The sequence below is a fragment of the Ruegeria sp. BC5 genome (assembly GCF_056539205.1).
Genome location: NZ_JBQFUN010000006.1, coordinates 122,791 through 139,978, shown reverse-complemented (window position 1 = coordinate 139,978; position 17,188 = coordinate 122,791). Strand labels below are relative to the sequence as shown.

General features: G+C 56.1%; 12 protein-coding genes. 1 reads left to right on the top strand and 11 read right to left on the bottom strand.

Annotated elements, in window-relative coordinates:
* Positions 1 to 9 precede the first annotated feature (9 nt).
* From ACR0LY_RS14860 to ACR0LY_RS14825, 8 genes are all read right to left on the bottom strand, one after another.
* Positions 10 to 767 (bottom strand): IS5 family transposase gene (locus ACR0LY_RS14860; RefSeq protein WP_170352120.1). Its coding sequence is split into 2 segments (ribosomal slippage): positions 10 to 431 and positions 431 to 767, totalling 759 coding nucleotides; the frame shifts between segments, so codons are not numbered across the junction.
* A gap of 255 nt (positions 768 to 1,022) precedes the next feature.
* The gene (locus ACR0LY_RS14855) at positions 1,023 to 1,844 is read right to left on the bottom strand and encodes a hypothetical protein (protein ID WP_170351937.1); all 822 of its coding nucleotides are present in this window, start codon (positions 1,842 to 1,844) and stop codon (positions 1,023 to 1,025) included.
* 558 nt (positions 1,845 to 2,402) lie between these two features.
* On the bottom strand, positions 2,403 to 4,100 hold the full coding sequence (locus ACR0LY_RS14850; protein ID WP_480567511.1) for an adenylate/guanylate cyclase domain-containing protein: 1,698 nt from the start codon (positions 4,098 to 4,100) through the stop codon (positions 2,403 to 2,405).
* A 116-nt stretch (positions 4,101 to 4,216) separates the two neighbouring features.
* Positions 4,217 to 5,143: an MBL fold metallo-hydrolase gene (locus ACR0LY_RS14845; protein ID WP_254440282.1), complete on the bottom strand. Its 927-nt coding sequence runs from the start codon at positions 5,141 to 5,143 to the stop codon at positions 4,217 to 4,219.
* A 179-nt stretch (positions 5,144 to 5,322) separates the two neighbouring features.
* Positions 5,323 to 7,122 carry an NAD(P)/FAD-dependent oxidoreductase gene (locus tag ACR0LY_RS14840; protein ID WP_170351935.1) on the bottom strand — a complete coding sequence of 600 codons (1,800 nt, stop codon included), beginning with the start codon at positions 7,120 to 7,122 and terminating at the stop codon, positions 5,323 to 5,325.
* A 147-nt stretch (positions 7,123 to 7,269) separates the two neighbouring features.
* Positions 7,270 to 8,901, bottom strand: a complete 1,632-nt coding sequence (locus ACR0LY_RS14835; protein ID WP_480641070.1) for a sigma-54-dependent Fis family transcriptional regulator — start codon at positions 8,899 to 8,901, stop codon at positions 7,270 to 7,272.
* A 406-nt stretch (positions 8,902 to 9,307) separates the two neighbouring features.
* Entirely contained in the window at positions 9,308 to 11,725 is a 2,418-nt protein-coding gene (gene gyrB, locus ACR0LY_RS14830; RefSeq protein WP_170351934.1) for a DNA topoisomerase (ATP-hydrolyzing) subunit B, read from the bottom strand.
* A 102-nt stretch (positions 11,726 to 11,827) separates the two neighbouring features.
* Positions 11,828 to 12,400, bottom strand: a complete 573-nt coding sequence (locus ACR0LY_RS14825; protein WP_170351933.1) for a TetR/AcrR family transcriptional regulator — start codon at positions 12,398 to 12,400, stop codon at positions 11,828 to 11,830.
* 100 nt (positions 12,401 to 12,500) lie between these two features.
* Between ACR0LY_RS14825 and ACR0LY_RS14820 the strand changes: the two genes are divergently transcribed.
* The gene (locus ACR0LY_RS14820; RefSeq protein WP_170351932.1) at positions 12,501 to 13,067 is read left to right on the top strand and encodes a carboxymuconolactone decarboxylase family protein; all 567 of its coding nucleotides are present in this window, start codon (positions 12,501 to 12,503) and stop codon (positions 13,065 to 13,067) included.
* Here ACR0LY_RS14820 and recF read toward each other — a convergent pair.
* From recF to dnaA, 3 genes are all read right to left on the bottom strand, one after another.
* Positions 13,064 to 14,161: a DNA replication/repair protein RecF gene (gene recF, locus ACR0LY_RS14815; protein WP_170351931.1), complete on the bottom strand. Its 1,098-nt coding sequence runs from the start codon at positions 14,159 to 14,161 to the stop codon at positions 13,064 to 13,066. The two genes, ACR0LY_RS14820 and recF, sit on opposite strands and share 4 nt — an antisense overlap.
* Positions 14,162 to 14,200: 39 nt before the next feature.
* Positions 14,201 to 15,322 (bottom strand): DNA polymerase III subunit beta, encoded by a 1,122-nt coding sequence (dnaN, locus tag ACR0LY_RS14810; protein ID WP_170351930.1) that lies wholly within the window; start codon positions 15,320 to 15,322, stop codon positions 14,201 to 14,203.
* 227 nt (positions 15,323 to 15,549) lie between these two features.
* Complete coding sequence (gene dnaA, locus ACR0LY_RS14805) at positions 15,550 to 16,947, bottom strand: chromosomal replication initiator protein DnaA (RefSeq protein ID WP_170351929.1); 1,398 nt, start codon at positions 16,945 to 16,947, stop codon at positions 15,550 to 15,552.
* Positions 16,948 to 17,188: the final 241 nt, after the last annotated feature.

Genomic DNA, 17,188 nt, shown 5'->3' with positions numbered 1-17,188 from the left:
GGTCAGGACTCATAGCCAATAGATAACGAGTGCTGCGAGGGCGATTGCTGACAGGAAGACCTTCGGGCACCTGTCGTAGCGGGTTGCCACACGCCGCCAATCCTTCAACCTGCCGAACATGATCTCGATCCGGTTGCGCCGTTTGTAACGACGCTTGTCGTACTTAACCGGTTTCTTCCGCTGCTTCCGGCCAGGGATGCAGGCGCGCATCCCTTTGTCTTTCAACGCTTCCCGGAACCAATCGGCATCATAGCCACGATCCCCGAGCAGCCAATCGACATCCGGCAGGCCGCTCAGCAGTGCCCGCGCACCAACGTAATCGCTGACCTGACCGGCGGTGATGAACAGGTTGAGCGGACGTCCCCGGCTGTCGCAGATGGCATGCAACTTGGTGTTCATGCCGCCTTTGGTGCGACCGATCAGGCGTCCACGCCCCCTTTTTTGACGCCCAAACTGGTCGCGGTACGGTGGGCCTTCAGGTAGGTGGCATCGATCATCACGGTCTTCTCTTCACCGTGTTTGGTAGCCAGACCGGCCATCATCCGGGCGAAGATGCCTTTGTCGCTCCACCGCTTCCAACGGTTATAGAGTGTCTTGTGTGGGCCATACGCCGAAGGGGCATCGCGCCATCTCAACCCATTACGATTAATGAAGATAATGCCGCTCAACACACGTCGATCATCAACGCGTGGTTTGCCGTGGGACTTGGGGAAGAAAGGCTCAAGACGCGCCATCTGCGCATCCGTCAGCCAGAAAAGATCAGACATGGTCACCGCTCGATTTTCGAACCGTGAATCACGCAGCCAAGCGGAAATCAATGGGTCCTGACCCTAGCGCTTTGATACGTAAATCGAAAATTCGGATCAGGCACAGTATCGACTAAGATAGCTGTCAGCTCGAACCGGACATTCGACTCTTAACTTCACCGACGTAGCGCTGCCCAAAATACAGTTCTATGTATCGCCCACAATTGAACCTTTGGGCTGGACGTCATTTGCATATGACCAATTGCCAGACCGAATTTAAGTTTTTTTGAAACGGTCGGCATAAGCTTTCTTGAGCACTGGGCTGCGTCGAGCAAAGAGAGAATTGGGTATGCTTTCCCCGGCGAGACACCAGAATTCGAGGCCTGCGGCGTTAAAGTGTGGCCCGATGAATTGGAAATTCAGATCCTTGCAGAGTTGATGCCCTATTGGACTTGCAGCGATGGCAGCTAGGTCTTTTAAATAAACTTCCCTTTCCACGAGATCTTCCAGTACTTTTACAAACCCATTTAGCAGATGAAGCGCAGATTTTTGATGCCTTTGCGCGATGTAGACACCGGCGCAATAGCCAAAATAATCGCCAGGAAGAACCGGGCGTCGGAGGGCTCCCAGACTGAATTCAGCTTCAACCATTCGGCGCTCGCGGAACCTAGCTTCCAAATCTTCATCCAGGAAAATGAGCGAGATATGAGCGGCTAATTCATCTCCAATCATGACATAAACGCCAGACATCGCCCCATCCTTTAGAATCTCCGCCCAGATGGGATCGCAGGCGGAGAACCCGTCGGGAAACTCATGAGCGCTTGCCAACTCCAAGGCCTGAACGGCGGCATCGGCAAACTCGATAGATCCGTATTCCAACGCCACTTCGTGTTCGCGAAGAACCCGGTAGGAGGCCTGCTTTCCAATTGAACGGCTTTCCCAATCCTCACGGCAAGCCACAACTTCATCCCGCGTCCATCCGAGCTTTTCTATCAAAAGGTGCCCCAGATCACCTCGGATGTAAGACAGCGAACGCTCATATTTGCTAACCGCATCTACACTTAATCCCAGCAAAGCAGCCAATTGTTCCTGTGACATTCGACCATCCTTACCGTTGCGAGCTCGATGGCTTCGAAGTTTGTCCGCGAAGATGGACGAAGGGGCGGTCATGTTGTCTCCGAAATAGTCGTGCCGCTGCTTATCAATATGCCTGACAATAGGTGATTGCCCAAGTGACTTACGGATGACTTACGGGTTCAGGCGGATCGCGTCTGTGGCCCAGTTCCTTCAGACCAGCCAAGCTCGGCGCATAAACAAAAAAGGAACCAGCTATGTCACGTCGCATTAGTCAGCTACCCGGTTCGCTCGACGCTATTTTCTTTGGGATTGCATCCGAACCCAAGACCCGGTGCCGTCGCAGACCTGAGACCAGTTATCCAAAGCGAATGAGGCGCGTTGGACCTGTTTCCCCAATGCGCCGCCACCGGTTTAAGGGAAACCTTGACTGCTAGATCGGTGCCACAATTTGTGAATTCGATGTACCAGTCAGTTTGTTGGCATCCCAGCCCAAAGCGGCCCTTCAAATTCGAGCTTTGCAGGCACTAATATGCGCGATCAAGCTGCCGGTTTTGCCAGGGCAACTTGGTTCCGGCACCGCTATTCTGGCAACCCTGCCCGGCGAAGTGCCTCAAAGTAGCGTTCAGCGCCTTCAGAGCAACCATAGTCCACGTTGCTACGCCACTTCGAAATCGTCTCACCAGGTTCCATTTGCAGCATTTGCGCCAAAGCAGCAGACGCTTCTTCAGGTTCCCCAAGCATTGCGTGTGCAGCAGCCCTCGTGCTGTGAAGTGCGGCATAGTTTTTTGAGAAGCGCAAACCTGCCTCAGCGTAGCCGATGGCATCGCGGTCTCGACCAAGCATAACGCAAGAGGTGGCAGCACCTCCAGAAGCACCTACGAAAACGGCTCCATATCGGCCCAACCGAAGCGCCGTCTGAAAACAGCTTAATGCCATTTTAGGAAACCCGGCCCAGTTGTATCCCCAACCCATAAACAAATGCAGGCGGGCATCTAATGGCGCTCGTTGCCTGATTTGCTCAAGCGCCACGGAAAGTCGATCAGCATCCCCGTCCACATTATAATCCGCCACGGCAACACTCAGATCAAGCGTTGGGCTTTGACCTGCCATGTGTCGACCGGCCTCAATCCAGTGTGGTAGTTTCTCGTAATAAGATGACAGTTCGCGTCGAAGATCATAGGTTCTCGCGCCATTCATTGTCCAAATAGCTTCGGCATAGGCGGCAGCTAGGGTTGGTTTGGCTTCGATGGCCCTGGCGTGGTACGACAACGTCTCTTCATAGCTGTCGATGCTGGCCTCCGACCATGTGATCATGCCCATCAAGACGCACTGTTCGGCAGTCAGTTCGTCTTCAGGCAAAGCGGAGAGCTTTGCGGTCAGCGACTGGATCAAGATTCCGCTAACCGCATCCAACAGCTTTTCTACAACTTCGTCCTGCCAATCAAAGATAGCATCGACTGAACCGTCGAACTTCTGAGTCCAGATTTCAGGACCAGAAGAGTCATTTAAGCGGGCTTCCAGACGCAATCGGTCGCCGTGTCCACGCAGCACGCTGCGAAGTGCATATCCCTCGGATGCTTCCGTGGATGTTATTGCCGCGTTTAACCAGTTGATCGTTCGAAAATAAGAACCGAAATCTGAAGTAAGAGCTGCGGCCGTTTCCTTTAATTCGGTTCGTTGGTCGCTGCACGTGACAGGATGAATGGATAGCTTTGGCAAGCTCGTCTCTGTGAAAGAATGCGAGCTTTGCGATGCGCCAAGTTGCGGTCCATCGTGAATCCACACATCCAGGCTGCGCTGGATGTTCTTGAGCTTCTTTTTCCCAACTGCTTTGAAAGCGTCTGCCAGAGTGTGTTCAAGGTTCAAATGTACGGGTTCAGAAATTGCGATGCCACCGGTTGGCGCAATGCTCTCAAGCCGTGCCGCAATGTTTACACCGTCACCTAAGATGTCGTCACCTTTTTCAGTGATGTCGCCCACATGAACACCAATCCGCATGTTCATTAACGAGTGTTCAGCCAACTGTTCTTGTAGCTGCATTGCTGCGGTTACAGCTTGCGCCGCGCTGTCAAATTGCACTAGCCAACCATCGCCCATGCTCTTTACGACACGACCTGATTGGCCTGCTATCGTTGGGGTGACGATGTCGCTTTCCAGGTGATCAAGCATTAGAATTGTGGCTTGCTCGTCTTTGTGCATAAGCGCCGAATACCCAACGACATCCGCGGCTAGAATTGCCGCCAACCTTCGTTGCAACTGTTGCCCCTTGTTTGACATACGTTCGACGATAGTTGATGCGGCTCCTCACTCCAACCGGCAGGGACATTGTTCGCTCAGGGCTCGTTAATGAATATCTCTGCTTTCTGGCATCATCGACTACGGGACGCTAAATCTCATTCGTCCCAACGAAAACTGTCGTTATCGGCTTTCACATGCCCTATTGAGGGCAACGCGAAGTGAGAGCCCAAGACCAAGCAACTGGTTTCCGAGCAATGCTCAAGCAGCAATCTACGCGACTTCACAGCCAATTCGGCGTTAGAATCGAATTTGAAATGCCAGTCGGGATGTTTACATTGCGCGGTCGTATGAAGCGCATCGCCAGTAATCAACGCCTCATCGCCCCTGCTCTTCACGAGTACAGAAACATGGCCCGGCGTATGTCCTGGTGTTGGAAACAAAGTCACATGGTCGCCCAACTTGTGCCCTGCCTCCACCAGTTCCACCTGACCAGCTTCCACTACAGGTAAGACGCTTTCGACGTAGGTAATACTGTTCTGCAAACGCTGAGTTTCTTCATCGTCTTTGGGCAAAAGGTAGCGTGCGTTTGGAAACGTAGGCACCCAACGACCATCTTTTAGCTGCGTATTCCAACCGATATGGTCTACGTGAAGATGGGTGCACAGCACGTAGTCAATTTCGTCGGTGCCGAGGTCAGCCGCTTTCAATGCTGCTATAAACCGGTCGTCTGATCGTTGGAGCCAAGCTTGGTGATTTAGATTGGTCTTATCATTGCCGACACAGCTATCCACCAAAATGTTATGTGAAGGCGTTTTCAGAAGGAAACCTTGTATGGGTAAAATTAGTCGTCCCGAGTTGTGGTCGATGCTGCCTGGAGCAAGGCTTTCAATAGCAGCTTTGACATCTGGTCCGGCGGTTGGAAACAACTCTTCTGGCTTCATGAACGGGGCATGAATTTCAAGAATTCGCCAAACCTCAACATCACCAATCTTGCAGAGCATTGCATTCAATCCTTTGGTCGCCTGAATGTTGGACACAATCGACTCTCCAGGCAATTGAAACAAGGTTTCAAAAGCCTTCATCCAACGCGCGATCTTGCAAACAGACATATTGTGTTGCCTAAAAGCAGAACGCAGCCCGTGGATGGAGCACTTGGGAGAAATATCTCAGAAACGCGGCGTAAATGACTTACCAAATCATAGAACTTTTTGGGCCATCCGTACGAATTTGCAAAGTCTGCTTCTCGGTCGCGGCACATGCTTTAACTGAGGTGATGCACTTCTTGCATGCCGTAGACCGGCGTTGGGACACCCTCCATCCGGGCCTTTATTTGCAGCGACAGGAACTGTGAATAATGTCGGGACTGATGCAGGTTTCCACCATGCATCCAGAGGTTTGGAAGCTGTGTCGGCTTCCACATATTGCGTTGCTCGCCTTCCCAAGGCCCCGGGTCCTTGGTTGTGTCAGAGCCCAGACCCCAACATTTCCCAAGCCGATCCGCCATATCCTGACCCATCAGGTCAGCAACCCAGCCGTTCATCGAATTATACCCGGTCGCATAGACCACCAGATCGGCATCCAGATGCGTTCTGTCATCAAGGATGACTCCGGTTTCATCAAGCGCAGTGACCTGACCGCGTTTCAGCTTGATCTCACCATCAATGATCAACTGGCTGGCCCCAATATCGATGTAATAGCCTGATCCGCGGCGCAGGTATTTCATGAACAGCCCGCTTTCGTCATCGCCCCAATCCAGCCAGAACCCGGCCTTTTCCAGACCGTCATAAAACTCTTTGTCCTGCTCTTTCATCGCGGCATAGGCCGGAATCTGGAATTCATGCAGTATGCGATAAGGCAGTGATGCAAAGATCAGATCGGCCTTTTCGGTCGTCATGCCAGACCGCACCGCACGTTCAGAATAAAGATCGCCCAGTCCGATTTCCATGAGGGTGTCCGAGCGGACAATATGGGTTGAGGACCGCTGCACCATTGTCACATCGGCATCGTTTTCCCAAAGCGCGGCGCAGATGTCATGGGCCGAGTTGTTGGACCCCACCACGACAACCTTCTTGCCTGCCCATCTGGCCGGCCCGTCGTGTTCCGAGGAATGTGCCTGCTCACCCTTGAAAACATCCATACCCGGAAAATCAGGCATGCGTTTCTTGCCGGACATACCCGTCGCCATGATCAGCTGCTTGGGCCGCAACACCACCTCTTCGCCATCCCGGTCCACCGTGATGGTCCATTCGCCCTTGTCTTCATCGAAGGTGGCGGATTTGGCCGTCGTGCGCGTCCAATAATTCAGCTCCATCACTTTGGTGTACATCTCAAGCCAGTCGCCGATCTTGTCCTTGGGCGAGAACACGGGCCAGTTTTCCGGGAACTTGATATAAGGCAGATGGTCATACCAGACCGGATCATGCAGGCAGAGGGATTTGTAGCGATTGCGCCAACTGTCGCCAGGTCGGTCATTCCGTTCAACGATGATCGTCGGGACGCCGAGCTGTCGCAGCCGCGCACCCATGGCGATCCCACCCTGACCACCGCCGATGATGACGCAGTAGGGCTGTGTTTTGTAGCCCAGTTCAGCCTCTTCTTGGGCCCGTTCCTCCGCCCATGTGGTCCTGTGTTTACCCGCACCATGCTTGGCCCCAAGTGGGCGGTTGAACCCTTTGGGCTCTTCATGACCTTTCAGCTCGACCATCGTGGTCAGCAAGGTCCATATCTTGCCATCCTTGAGGCGGATTAACCCATAGCCGCGTGCCACTTCGGTTTCGAACTCGATCCATGCGGTGGTTATTCCGCCGTCTTCAGTGGGCACTTCACCTTCGGCTATTTTCCAACCGCTCGGCTTGGTTGTGGCCAACTGATGCGCGAGCATATCTGCCACCTGCGCCTTGCCTTCGACCGTTTTAATATTCCAGGTAAAGCTGACCAGATCGCGCCAATAGCAATCGTCCTGGAACATATCGCAGGCAGCATCGATATCGCCTTGGAACAAAGCCGCGCCGAAGTCATCCAGGAACCCCTGCACCTGATCCGAGAGTGTTGTGTCGAGCATGTCATCCTCCCTATCTCCACGGAGCAAAAGGCTGGCAAATCCGCGTCCCTTCGGGCAAGTCGATTTGGCGGCTCAACGCTTGACCTAGGCCAAAAACACCAAGACTTGTTGCGCGCGCAACAAGGGCGCAACACGAAGGCATGTGGTTTATGCAGGTGGAATAAGCCCGGCCTTTCGCACACGGCGCAGGATTGTCGACCGGTTCACGCCAAGGCGTCGCGCCACTTGAGACATGTTCCAATCGCAAGCACGCAGCAGTGCTTCCAAATCATCTGAGTCCAGCTTTTGCGCAGGGGCGAGCGCCGGGGCGGGCAAATCCGTCAAGTCGATGATGTTGTCCCGACACAGGGCGACCGCGCTGTGCAGCAGATGTTCCAGTTCACGAATATTGCCGCGCCACAACCGTGATTTCAGGTCGGCGCGGGCAGCGGTCGACAGGCGAATATCATGGCTTGCAAACCGTCGAAGCAGGCGATCAATTAGCCAATCCAGATCCGCTCGGTGGCGCAAAGGCGGCAGAGACAACGTGGCCCCCGCAATCCGGTGCAGCAGATCTTCACGCAGACCGCCCTGCAATCCCGCCGGGGGCTGCCGACATGAGGCAATGATCCTCAGATCAGCCCGCCGCTCAAGCACTGCTAATAGAGAGGCCTGTGCAGGCTCGCTCAGGTCTTCAACACCGCGCAGGAACAGCGTGCCGGGGTCGATGGTTTGGCAGAAATCGAATGTCTCGGTATCGCAGCAGATCACTGTGTGGAAATCCTGTGTTGCAGGATCGGCCATGTGGATCGCACGCGCCAGTTTGGTCTTGCCCGTGCCGCTTTCACCGGTCAGCAAAAGCGGCAGGCTGGTTGGTGCAAGACGTGCAGCATTGTTCAAAAGCTGCTGAAGGTCCGCATCCGGCCCCGCAAAACTGCCAAGGGCTCCAGGCAGAACCTGTTCGCGTTTGCGCAGCGCTGAAGTCATCTGCGGCGTCTGTGGCGCAACGGCATGACCATAGAGCGCGCGCCCGTCCTTGAGGTGTAGAACGCGGTCTTCGGACGGTCTGCCGCGCATGAACTCCGGCATGTCATCAACACTGATTTCAAGCCAGTCCTGCAATTGCGACCCAATCAGGTGGCCCGAACCGTCCGGGTCCAGTGCGCGTCGGGCCCCCGAGGTCATACCAATGATCTTGCCGCTTCCGTCCACTGCAACCGCCGCTTCAGGATCGACCTCAAGAAATTCGGGGCTTGCTGAAAAGCGCAGGACCCAATCGCGCCGGGTCGATGCCATCAGGTTTGCCATCTCGACGCGACGGGCGGAATTCGTCACCAATGTCATGGCCAGATTCTGCGACGCCTTAGGCGAAGGGCCACGCAACAACGAAACATCCAGAACAGCCGCAAGACCACCTTTGGTATCGAAAATAGGCGCTGCGGTACAAGACAGCGGCGTATGCGTGATCGAAAAATGATCCCCCTGATGGATCGTCACCGGCTGACCTGTAACGATGCACGACCCTACCCCGTTCGTTCCTGCCAACTCTTCCGTCCACTTGAACCCCAGATGAAGACCGGCAGTTCTGAGTTCGTCCTCAAAGTTCCGGTCGCCAAAGAAATCGACGCAGACGCCATCTGCATCCGCAAGCAGCAGGACGTAGTTCTGCCCTGCAACCTGCGCAAACAACGATTGCAGCCCCGAGCGCGCTGTTGCGATCAGACGTTCGGATTGCTCCAGATGTTCACGGAATTTGGTGTCAGGCAGGATATGCGCGGGTTCCTGCCGTGAGGGATCCATACCATAGGTTTCAACACAGCGCTGCCAGCTGTCCGCGACAAGCCGGTCTCTCCCTGTATCGAACCCGCTTAAGACACGGTCAATCTCTTTTGTGTGCTGGCGATCCAACAGCTTCCCGCCCTACAAATCCTCTCTAAAATTAGCATGAGGATGGCTTCGCGCCTATGTTCAAATTTCGTCTGGCAAACGTTTTGGCGCTTTGCCTCATCAAGCTGACCTTCGTTGAACGCGCAGCATTAGGGAGACCCTTTGCGGGGTTGAGCCCCGCAAAGCGCCAGAAACGCAACGACTACGTCAAAACTGATTGAATTCACCGCTAAGGCGGACAAGCGCGGAGCGCAAAACTATGGGCAAACTATGCAAACTTATAGGGTGCGCGAAGTGTTATGCGCAAACCTACAGAGACTTAGAAATCCAGATTCTCGACGCTCAGCGCGTTTTGTTGGATGAATTCACGGCGCGGTTCCACCACGTCGCCCATCAGCTTGGTGAACAGGTCATCTGCCTCGACCATATCGTCCACCCGCACTTGAAGCAGAGTCCGTGCGTCCGGGTCCAGCGTGGTTTCCCATAGCTGGTCGGGGTTCATCTCTCCCAACCCTTTGTAGCGTTGCAGCGATAGACCCTTTTCACCCTCTTCCAGAATGGCGCGCAACAAGTCCAGCGGGCCGTGGATCATCTGGCTGCGGTCGCGACGGATGAGGGTGGCGGGGGTGTTGTAGATCTCTTGCAGGCTTTGGGTAAAGCTGCCGGTTTTGCGGGCCTCGCCCGAGCGCAGCATGGGGCCGTCCAGCGTGCGGACCTCTTCAACACCGCGCAGGATACGGGCCAGACGGATGCCGTGATCCTGCGTGATCCGACCTTGCCAGCCGCGTTCGTATTCCAGCGCAATCAGGTCCAAACGGGCGGCAACTTTGTCGGCCACACCCTGCAGGTCAGCATCCACAGCACCCGGCACAAAGGCACCGGCAACGGCGGCCTGTTCCAGAATGTGGCGCGGATAATGGGTCGGGAATGCGTCCAATACGCGTTTCAATTGACGCGCCTCGTCCACGACGCGAGTCAGGTCCTGACCGATGATCTCTTCACCCGAGCCCAGTTTCAGCACAGCCCCTTCAACGCCCTGATTGATCAGGTAATCATCCAAAGCGGCCTGGTCTTTCAGGTAAACCTCTGATTTACCGCGTGAAACTTTATAAAGCGGCGGCTGCGCGATATAGAGGTATCCGCCTTCGATCAGTTCCGGCATCTGCCGATAGAAGAAGGTCAGCAGCAGCGTCCGGATATGCGCGCCGTCAACATCCGCATCGGTCATGATGACGATCTTGTGGTAGCGCAGCTTTTCGATGTTGAACTCATCGCGGCCAATACCGGTGCCCAGCGCCATGACAAGGTTGCCAATCTCCTGCGAAGACAGCATCCGGTCAAACCGCGCCCGTTCCACGTTCAGGATTTTCCCTCGCAACGGCAACACCGCTTGGGTCAGACGATCCCGACCCGTTTGAGCTGATCCGCCAGCCGAGTCCCCCTCGACCAGGAAAACTTCGGTCTTTGATGGGTCCTTCTCGGAGCAGTCCTTCAGCTTGCCGGCTAGGTAATTCACGTCCATCGCCGTTTTGCGGCGGGTCAGTTCGCGTGCCTTGCGCGCGGCCTCACGCGCCAGAGCAGCCTCGATGATTTTGCCGACAATGGTCTTGGCCTCGTTCGGGTTCTCTTCGAACCACTCTGCCAGCTTTTCGTTCATCAGACCTTCAACCGCTGGGCGCACCTCGGACGACACCAGCTTGTCCTTGGTCTGGGACGAGAACTTCGGATCGGGCACTTTGACGGACAACACACAGGTCAGACCTTCGCGCGCGTCATCGCCGGTAAAGCTGACCTTTTCCTTTTTCGCGATCCCGCTGGATTGCGCATAGTTGTTGATCGTGCGGGTCAACGCGCCCCGGAAACCGGCAACATGAGTGCCGCCATCGCGCTGTGGAATGTTGTTGGTAAAGGGCAGGACCGTCTCGTGATAGCTGTCATTCCACCACATAGCGATTTCCACGCCGATATCGTCGCGTTCGCCTTTGATATAAATGGGCTCTGGCATCGCCGCCGATTTCGAGCGGTCCAGATACTTGACGAACTCCTTAACGCCACCCTCATAGAACAGCTCGGTTTCCAACCGTTCCGCCGGGCGCTCGTCGATCAGGATGATACGCACGCCCGAGTTCAGGAAGGCCAGCTCGCGCAGGCGTTTTTCCAGCGTTTCAAACGAGTATTCCAGATTCGAGAACGTGTCGGTCGAGGCCAGGAACCGCACCTCGGTTCCGGTGCGGTCGCCACACTCCTCGACTACTTTCAGGTGCTCGACCGTTTCGCCGCCTTCGAACCGGGCGACATGCTCTTTGCCATTTCGCCAGACACGCAGTTCCAGCCAATTGGACAGGGCATTCACAACCGAAACGCCCACACCGTGCAGACCGCCCGACACCTTGTACGAGTTGCTGTCGAACTTACCGCCCGCGTGCAGCTGCGTCATGATGACCTCAGCCGCCGAGACACCTTCTTCGGGGTGAATATCCACCGGAATACCACGCCCGTTGTCGCTGACCGAAACGCTGGAATCGGCGTGGATTTTCACTGTCACATGGTCGGCATGACCGGCCAGCGCCTCGTCAATACCATTGTCGACAACCTCATAGACCATGTGGTGCAAACCCGAGCCATCGTCCGTGTCGCCGATATACATGCCCGGACGTTTGCGAACCGCCTCTAAGCCTTTGAGAACTTTAATGGAATCAGCACCGTATTCCTGGGGTGCCTGTGCGTCGTCGGACATTCAGTCAGTACCTATATTATTTTGGTAACTTATACGTTTTCTGGTGGGGAATGTCACGCGCTCCCCCAAGATTTTGTGGTTTGGATGACCTTGATTTGCGGATCAAAGCCGATCAAGGTCGGCCGCGATATCTGCGGCAATTTCCGCTGCGTTCACATCATCCCGCTCGGCCGACAATCGCAGGCCCAGAAGGTCGGATTGATACCGCGCGGCAAGACGCTCCGGGTCATGTTCCGAACCGATCTCACCGGCCTTTTGCGCGCGTTGAAACAGGTCTGCAAAACAGGTCTTCATTGCGATCATGTGGGTGCGGGCCTGGCCTGCCAATTCATGGCCGCGCGCCTGCAATTCGGCATAGGTTTTGGACAACATGCAAGCCTTGGTAGGCAACACAGACGCCTCGACCACCAGTCGCGGCTGGGCCTTGAGCGCCTCTAAGGGGCCCAGATCCTGCGCCAAGGCCATCATATTGGCGACGCCATCCTGCGCATAGCGTTCCATTGCCAGCGCATAAAGCGCATCTTTCGAACCAAACGCCGCATAAAAGCTGCCTGGCTTCAACTTCAACTCACGCTCTAGGTCCTTCAACGATGTTCCGGCCCAACCGTGACGCCAGAATATATCTCGGGCCTGAGCGATCAGGGTATCTCGGTCATAGGCAGGTTTGCGGGGCATCATATTCACCAATTCTTGAACGGTTGCTCAAATATATACTTGAGCGACCGCTCAAGAAAGGCTATTTCGGACTCAGCCGCCAGAAAAAAGGAATTCCCAAATGGCCAACTTCCCTTCACACGACCTCGAATCCGCCCCTGAAGGTTCCAAACCATTGCTGGAAAAATCTCAGGCCGCGTTTGGCCGCCTGCCCGGTTTGCACAAAGTGATGGCCGAAAGCCCCCAGCATTTGGAAGGCTATCAGGTGCTGCACCATCTGTTCGTGCAGACAGATTTCGACAATGACGAAAAAACCGTCGTCTGGCAGACCATCAACGTGGAAAACGAATGCCATTACTGCGTGCCAGCGCATACCGGCATTGCCAAGATGATGAAGGTCTCGGACGAGATCACCGAGGCCCTGCGCAACGAAACCCCGCTGCCCAATGCCAAGCTTGAGGCGCTGCGCACGTTCACCCTGCAAATGATGGAAACCCGGGGCAACCCGTCCGAGGAACAGCTGCAGGCGTTCTTTGATGCAGGCTACTCGCACCGCGCTGTATTGGACGTGGTGCTGGGTCTGGCGCAGAAAACCATGTCGAACTACGTCAACCACATGGCACAAACGCCGGTTGACGAGGTCATGCGCGGCTTCCTGTGGGAACGCAAAGTCAGCGAACCCGCCTAAGCGGAAACGACCGAGCCCTCAAGGCCATCACTCACGATCAACGTCTGGGCCCGGTCGCCCAGTTCCGCAAACAGCTCAGGCCCGGTGCCCGTCATCCAGGCCTGAGCGCCCAGCGCGCAAATCTCATTATACAGCGCCGCCCGTCGCCCCGCATCCAGATGGGCGGCCACCTCATCCAGCAACACGATCGGAGGCGCGCCAACCATCCCGGCCAGCGCCCGCGCGTTTGACAGGATCAGCGACACCAACAGCGCCTTTTGCTCTCCGGTCGAGCAATCTTTGGCTGGCACACCTTTGGCGGCAAACACACCATACAGGTCCGACCGATGCGGCCCGACCAATGTGCGCCCTGCAGCCAAATCGCGGAAACGGCTTTCATTCAAGGCCTCGCGCAAATCCTCAGCTGCCTCGGGCATCGCGCCTTCGGTTTGCACCAATTCCAGATCAGCGGACGGAAACGCCGTTTCCGCCTGTTCCTGCGCCCTTCGCAGATGTTCCAACGCGGCCAGCCGCGCGGAGTGTATTCTATGGCCGGTCTCGGCCATCTGCCCTTCGAGCGCTGCATACCAATGGGCATCGCGCACCTGCTCTTTCAGCAGGCGGTTGCGTTCACGCATGGATTTTTCATAGGTCAGCGAGGCCTCGGCATGGGCGGGGTCGAAACTCAGCGCAATCCGATCCAGAAAGCGGCGCCGCCCCTCAGCCCCTTCGATCCACAGCCGGTCCATCGAGGGGATCAGCCAAACCACCCGCGCCAGTTTACCCAGATCTATCTGATTGGACGCTTTGCCATCGATCCGAACCTGCCGCGCCGCGCCACTTTCGGACCAGGTCTCGATCTCGTAATTCCGGCCCTGTGCTTGCAACAGGCCGGACAGCTTCCAGCCCAGCGCCTCAGGTCGCCGGGTCATCTCGGCCGCGCTGGCCCGGCGCATACCGCGACCGGGGGAAAACAGCGACACTGCCTCAAGAATGTTGGTTTTGCCCGCCCCGTTCGGTCCATGTATCGCCACAGGCCGCCCATCCAAGGACAACCGCACTAGCTTGTGGGACCGGAAATGCGAGACCGTAAGTTCGGTCAGGGCCAAACTCATGACCCATCCCTTTCGTTAAAAAACACCCCGCGGGGTCGATCAGACGCGCATCGGCATGACAACATAGACTGCGCTTAGATCATTGCCTTCCCGCATCAGGGTCGGATCACCGGCTGAGTTGAACAGGAACACGGCGTTTTCACGATCCACCTGGCTGGCGATCTCAAGCAGGTATTTGGCGTTGAAGCCGATCTCGAGCCGTTCGTCGCCGTAGGCCACGGCCAATTCTTCTTCGGCGGCACCACTATCGGGGGCGTTGACCGACAGAACCAGCTTGTCCGCATCCAGTTGCAGTTTCACAGCGCGTGAGCGTTCCGACGAAACGGTAGCAACCCGATCCACGGCCTGCGCGAATTCAGCAGCGTCCACTTCCAGCTGACGCGTATTGCCCTGCGGAATCACGCGGGTGTAGTCGGGGAAGGTGCCGTCGATCACTTTTGAGGTCAGTGTGATATCGGGCGTTGCGAAACGCACCTTGGTTTCGCTGACCGAGACGGCGATATCCATCTCATCATCGTCCAGCAGCTTGCGCAGCTCACCCACGGTTTTGCGCGGCACGATCACGCCCGGCATGTCTGCGGCACCATCCGGCAAATCTGCATCAATGCGAGCCAGACGGTGGCCATCGGTGGCCACACAGCGCAGCACCTTGCCGCCTTCGGACCCGTCAGCCACATGCATGTAGACACCATTCAGGTAGTACCGGGTCTCTTCGGTCGAGATGGCGAATTTCGATTTGTCGAACAGCCGTCGCAACAGTGCTGCCGAAGCGGTAAAGTTCGACTGATATTCCGAGGACGCCATCACCGGGAAATCCTCTTTCGGCAGCGTCGCCAGTGAAAAGTTCGACCGGCCCGCTTCGACCGTCAGACGACCCGCCGCGCTGTCAGCAGTCAGTGTCACCAGCGCCCCGTCGGGCAACTTGCGCACAATCTCATGCAGGGTTGTCGCCGCAACGGTTGTGGCACCCGCCTTTTCAACCTGCGCCGGGGCTTTGTCGACCACTTCGATATCCAGATCGGTGGCGCGAAACAGGGCCTGATCGCCTTCGGCCTCGATCAGCACGTTGGCAAGGATGGGAATAGTGTTCCGGCGCTCTACAACAGATTGGGCCTGCGAAACGGCCTTAAGAAGGGTGCCGCGTTCGATGCTGATCTTCATACCCTCAATTCCTCTGACTTGCGTGCCGAAAACAGGCGGGACTGGCACGTTAGCGGTTCCACCCTGAGGCACAAGGATTTTTTATGGTTTTCTGGGTCGGAACGGCCAAAGGGTCAAGGGGCGCGTGGCCGGTCGGGCACAGTTCCTATTCAACCGTGGATTTAAGCGCACAAGAAAACGCCCCGGGCGTGAGGGTCCGGGGCGTTTCTTGAATGATAGGATGACCCTTAGGCTTCCAGCGACCGGCGCAGCATTTCCACATCTTCGGCGATCTGGCCGTCGGTGACTTTCAATTCTTCAATGCGTTTGACGCCGTGCATGACGGTGGTGTGATCGCGACCACCAAAGCGACGCCCGATCTCGGGCAGGGATCGGCTGGTCAACTGCTTGCACAGATACATCGCCACCTGTCGCGGACGGGCATAAGACCGCAGGCGCTTGGGGCCGATGATGTCGGACAGACGGATGTTGTAATAGTCCGACACTTTGCGCTGAATCTCTTCAACAGTAATCTTGCGCTCGGACGCGCGCAACACGTCAGCCAGACAGTCCTGCGTCAGCTCCATGTCGATCTCGCGTCCCACCAGCGAGGCGAAAGCGAACAGACGGGTCAGGGCACCCTCCAGCACGCGCACGTTGGTCGAGATACGGTGGGCCAGAAACTCCAGCACGCCATCGGCGATGGTCAGATCGGGATAGGTGCTGCTGTATTGCTGCACCTTGTTCTGCAAGATGCCCAGGCGCAGTTCGTAATCGGTGGGGTGCAGGTCGACGACCAGACCGCATTGCAGGCGCGACTTCACGCGATCTTCTAGATCCTTGATCTCGCCCGGCGCGCGGTCAGCCGAAATGATGATCTGCTTGTTCTGATCAACCAGCGCGTTGAACGTGTGAAAGAACTCTTCTTGAGTTGAATCCTTGCCGGCGATGAACTGCACATCATCCACCATCAGCACATCGACGGAACGGAACAGATGTTTGAAGTCCATCATCCGACGTTCGCGCAGCGCCTGCACAAAGCGGTACATGAACTGTTCCGCCGACAGGTACAGCACGTTCAGTTCGGGGCGTTTGGTTTTCAGCTCCCACGCGATGGCGTGCATCAGGTGAGTTTTACCCAAACCAACGCCGCCATACAGAACCAACGGGTTGAACGTGACGGGGCCGCCCTCAGAAACACGGCGCGCGGCGGCATGGGCCAGCTCGTTGGGTTTGCCCACCACAAAACTGTCAAAGGTGAAACGGGCGTCCAGTGGTGCTGCCTGAAGGGATTCGAGCGCATCATTCGCGGGTTCGGCCCGCTGTGACAGGGACTGCGGCTGAGTCGCGTCCTGAACAACAGACGGCGCAGATTCTACATCACCCGACGGACGCACCGGCGAATTGGCTGCAACGCGAAACGCCAGGCGCTGAACCGATTCCCCTGCGGTGTTCATCTCGTACAGAATCAAGTCCGCAAAGTTTTGACTAACATAATTGCCCATGAAGTTGGTCGGAACCGAGAACGTGGCCACGCCATCCTGCAGCTCTTGGAATTCAAGAGGCTCGATCCAGGTGGTATAGTTGTTCTTGCCGATCGCCTTGAGCAGTTTGTTACGCAGTTGTCCCCATTTCTCTTGTGTCATCAAGCGCCTCACGCATCCCATTCTTTATTGGCCTGTCGGCCTTATTGATCTGGCCCGGTTGCCCGGTTCTTAAGCATTCACCGCAATAGGATACCCATCGCCAAACCACATGGGTTTGGCGGGACTGTCCCGAAAGTTTGCACAGCCCAGCAATCAGGCACCCATAATCCGGGCGCCCCGTAACCGGGTTGCGCTTCGCAATCAAATTTTTAGACAGGGCTCAGATCTTCGGTTACCCCAA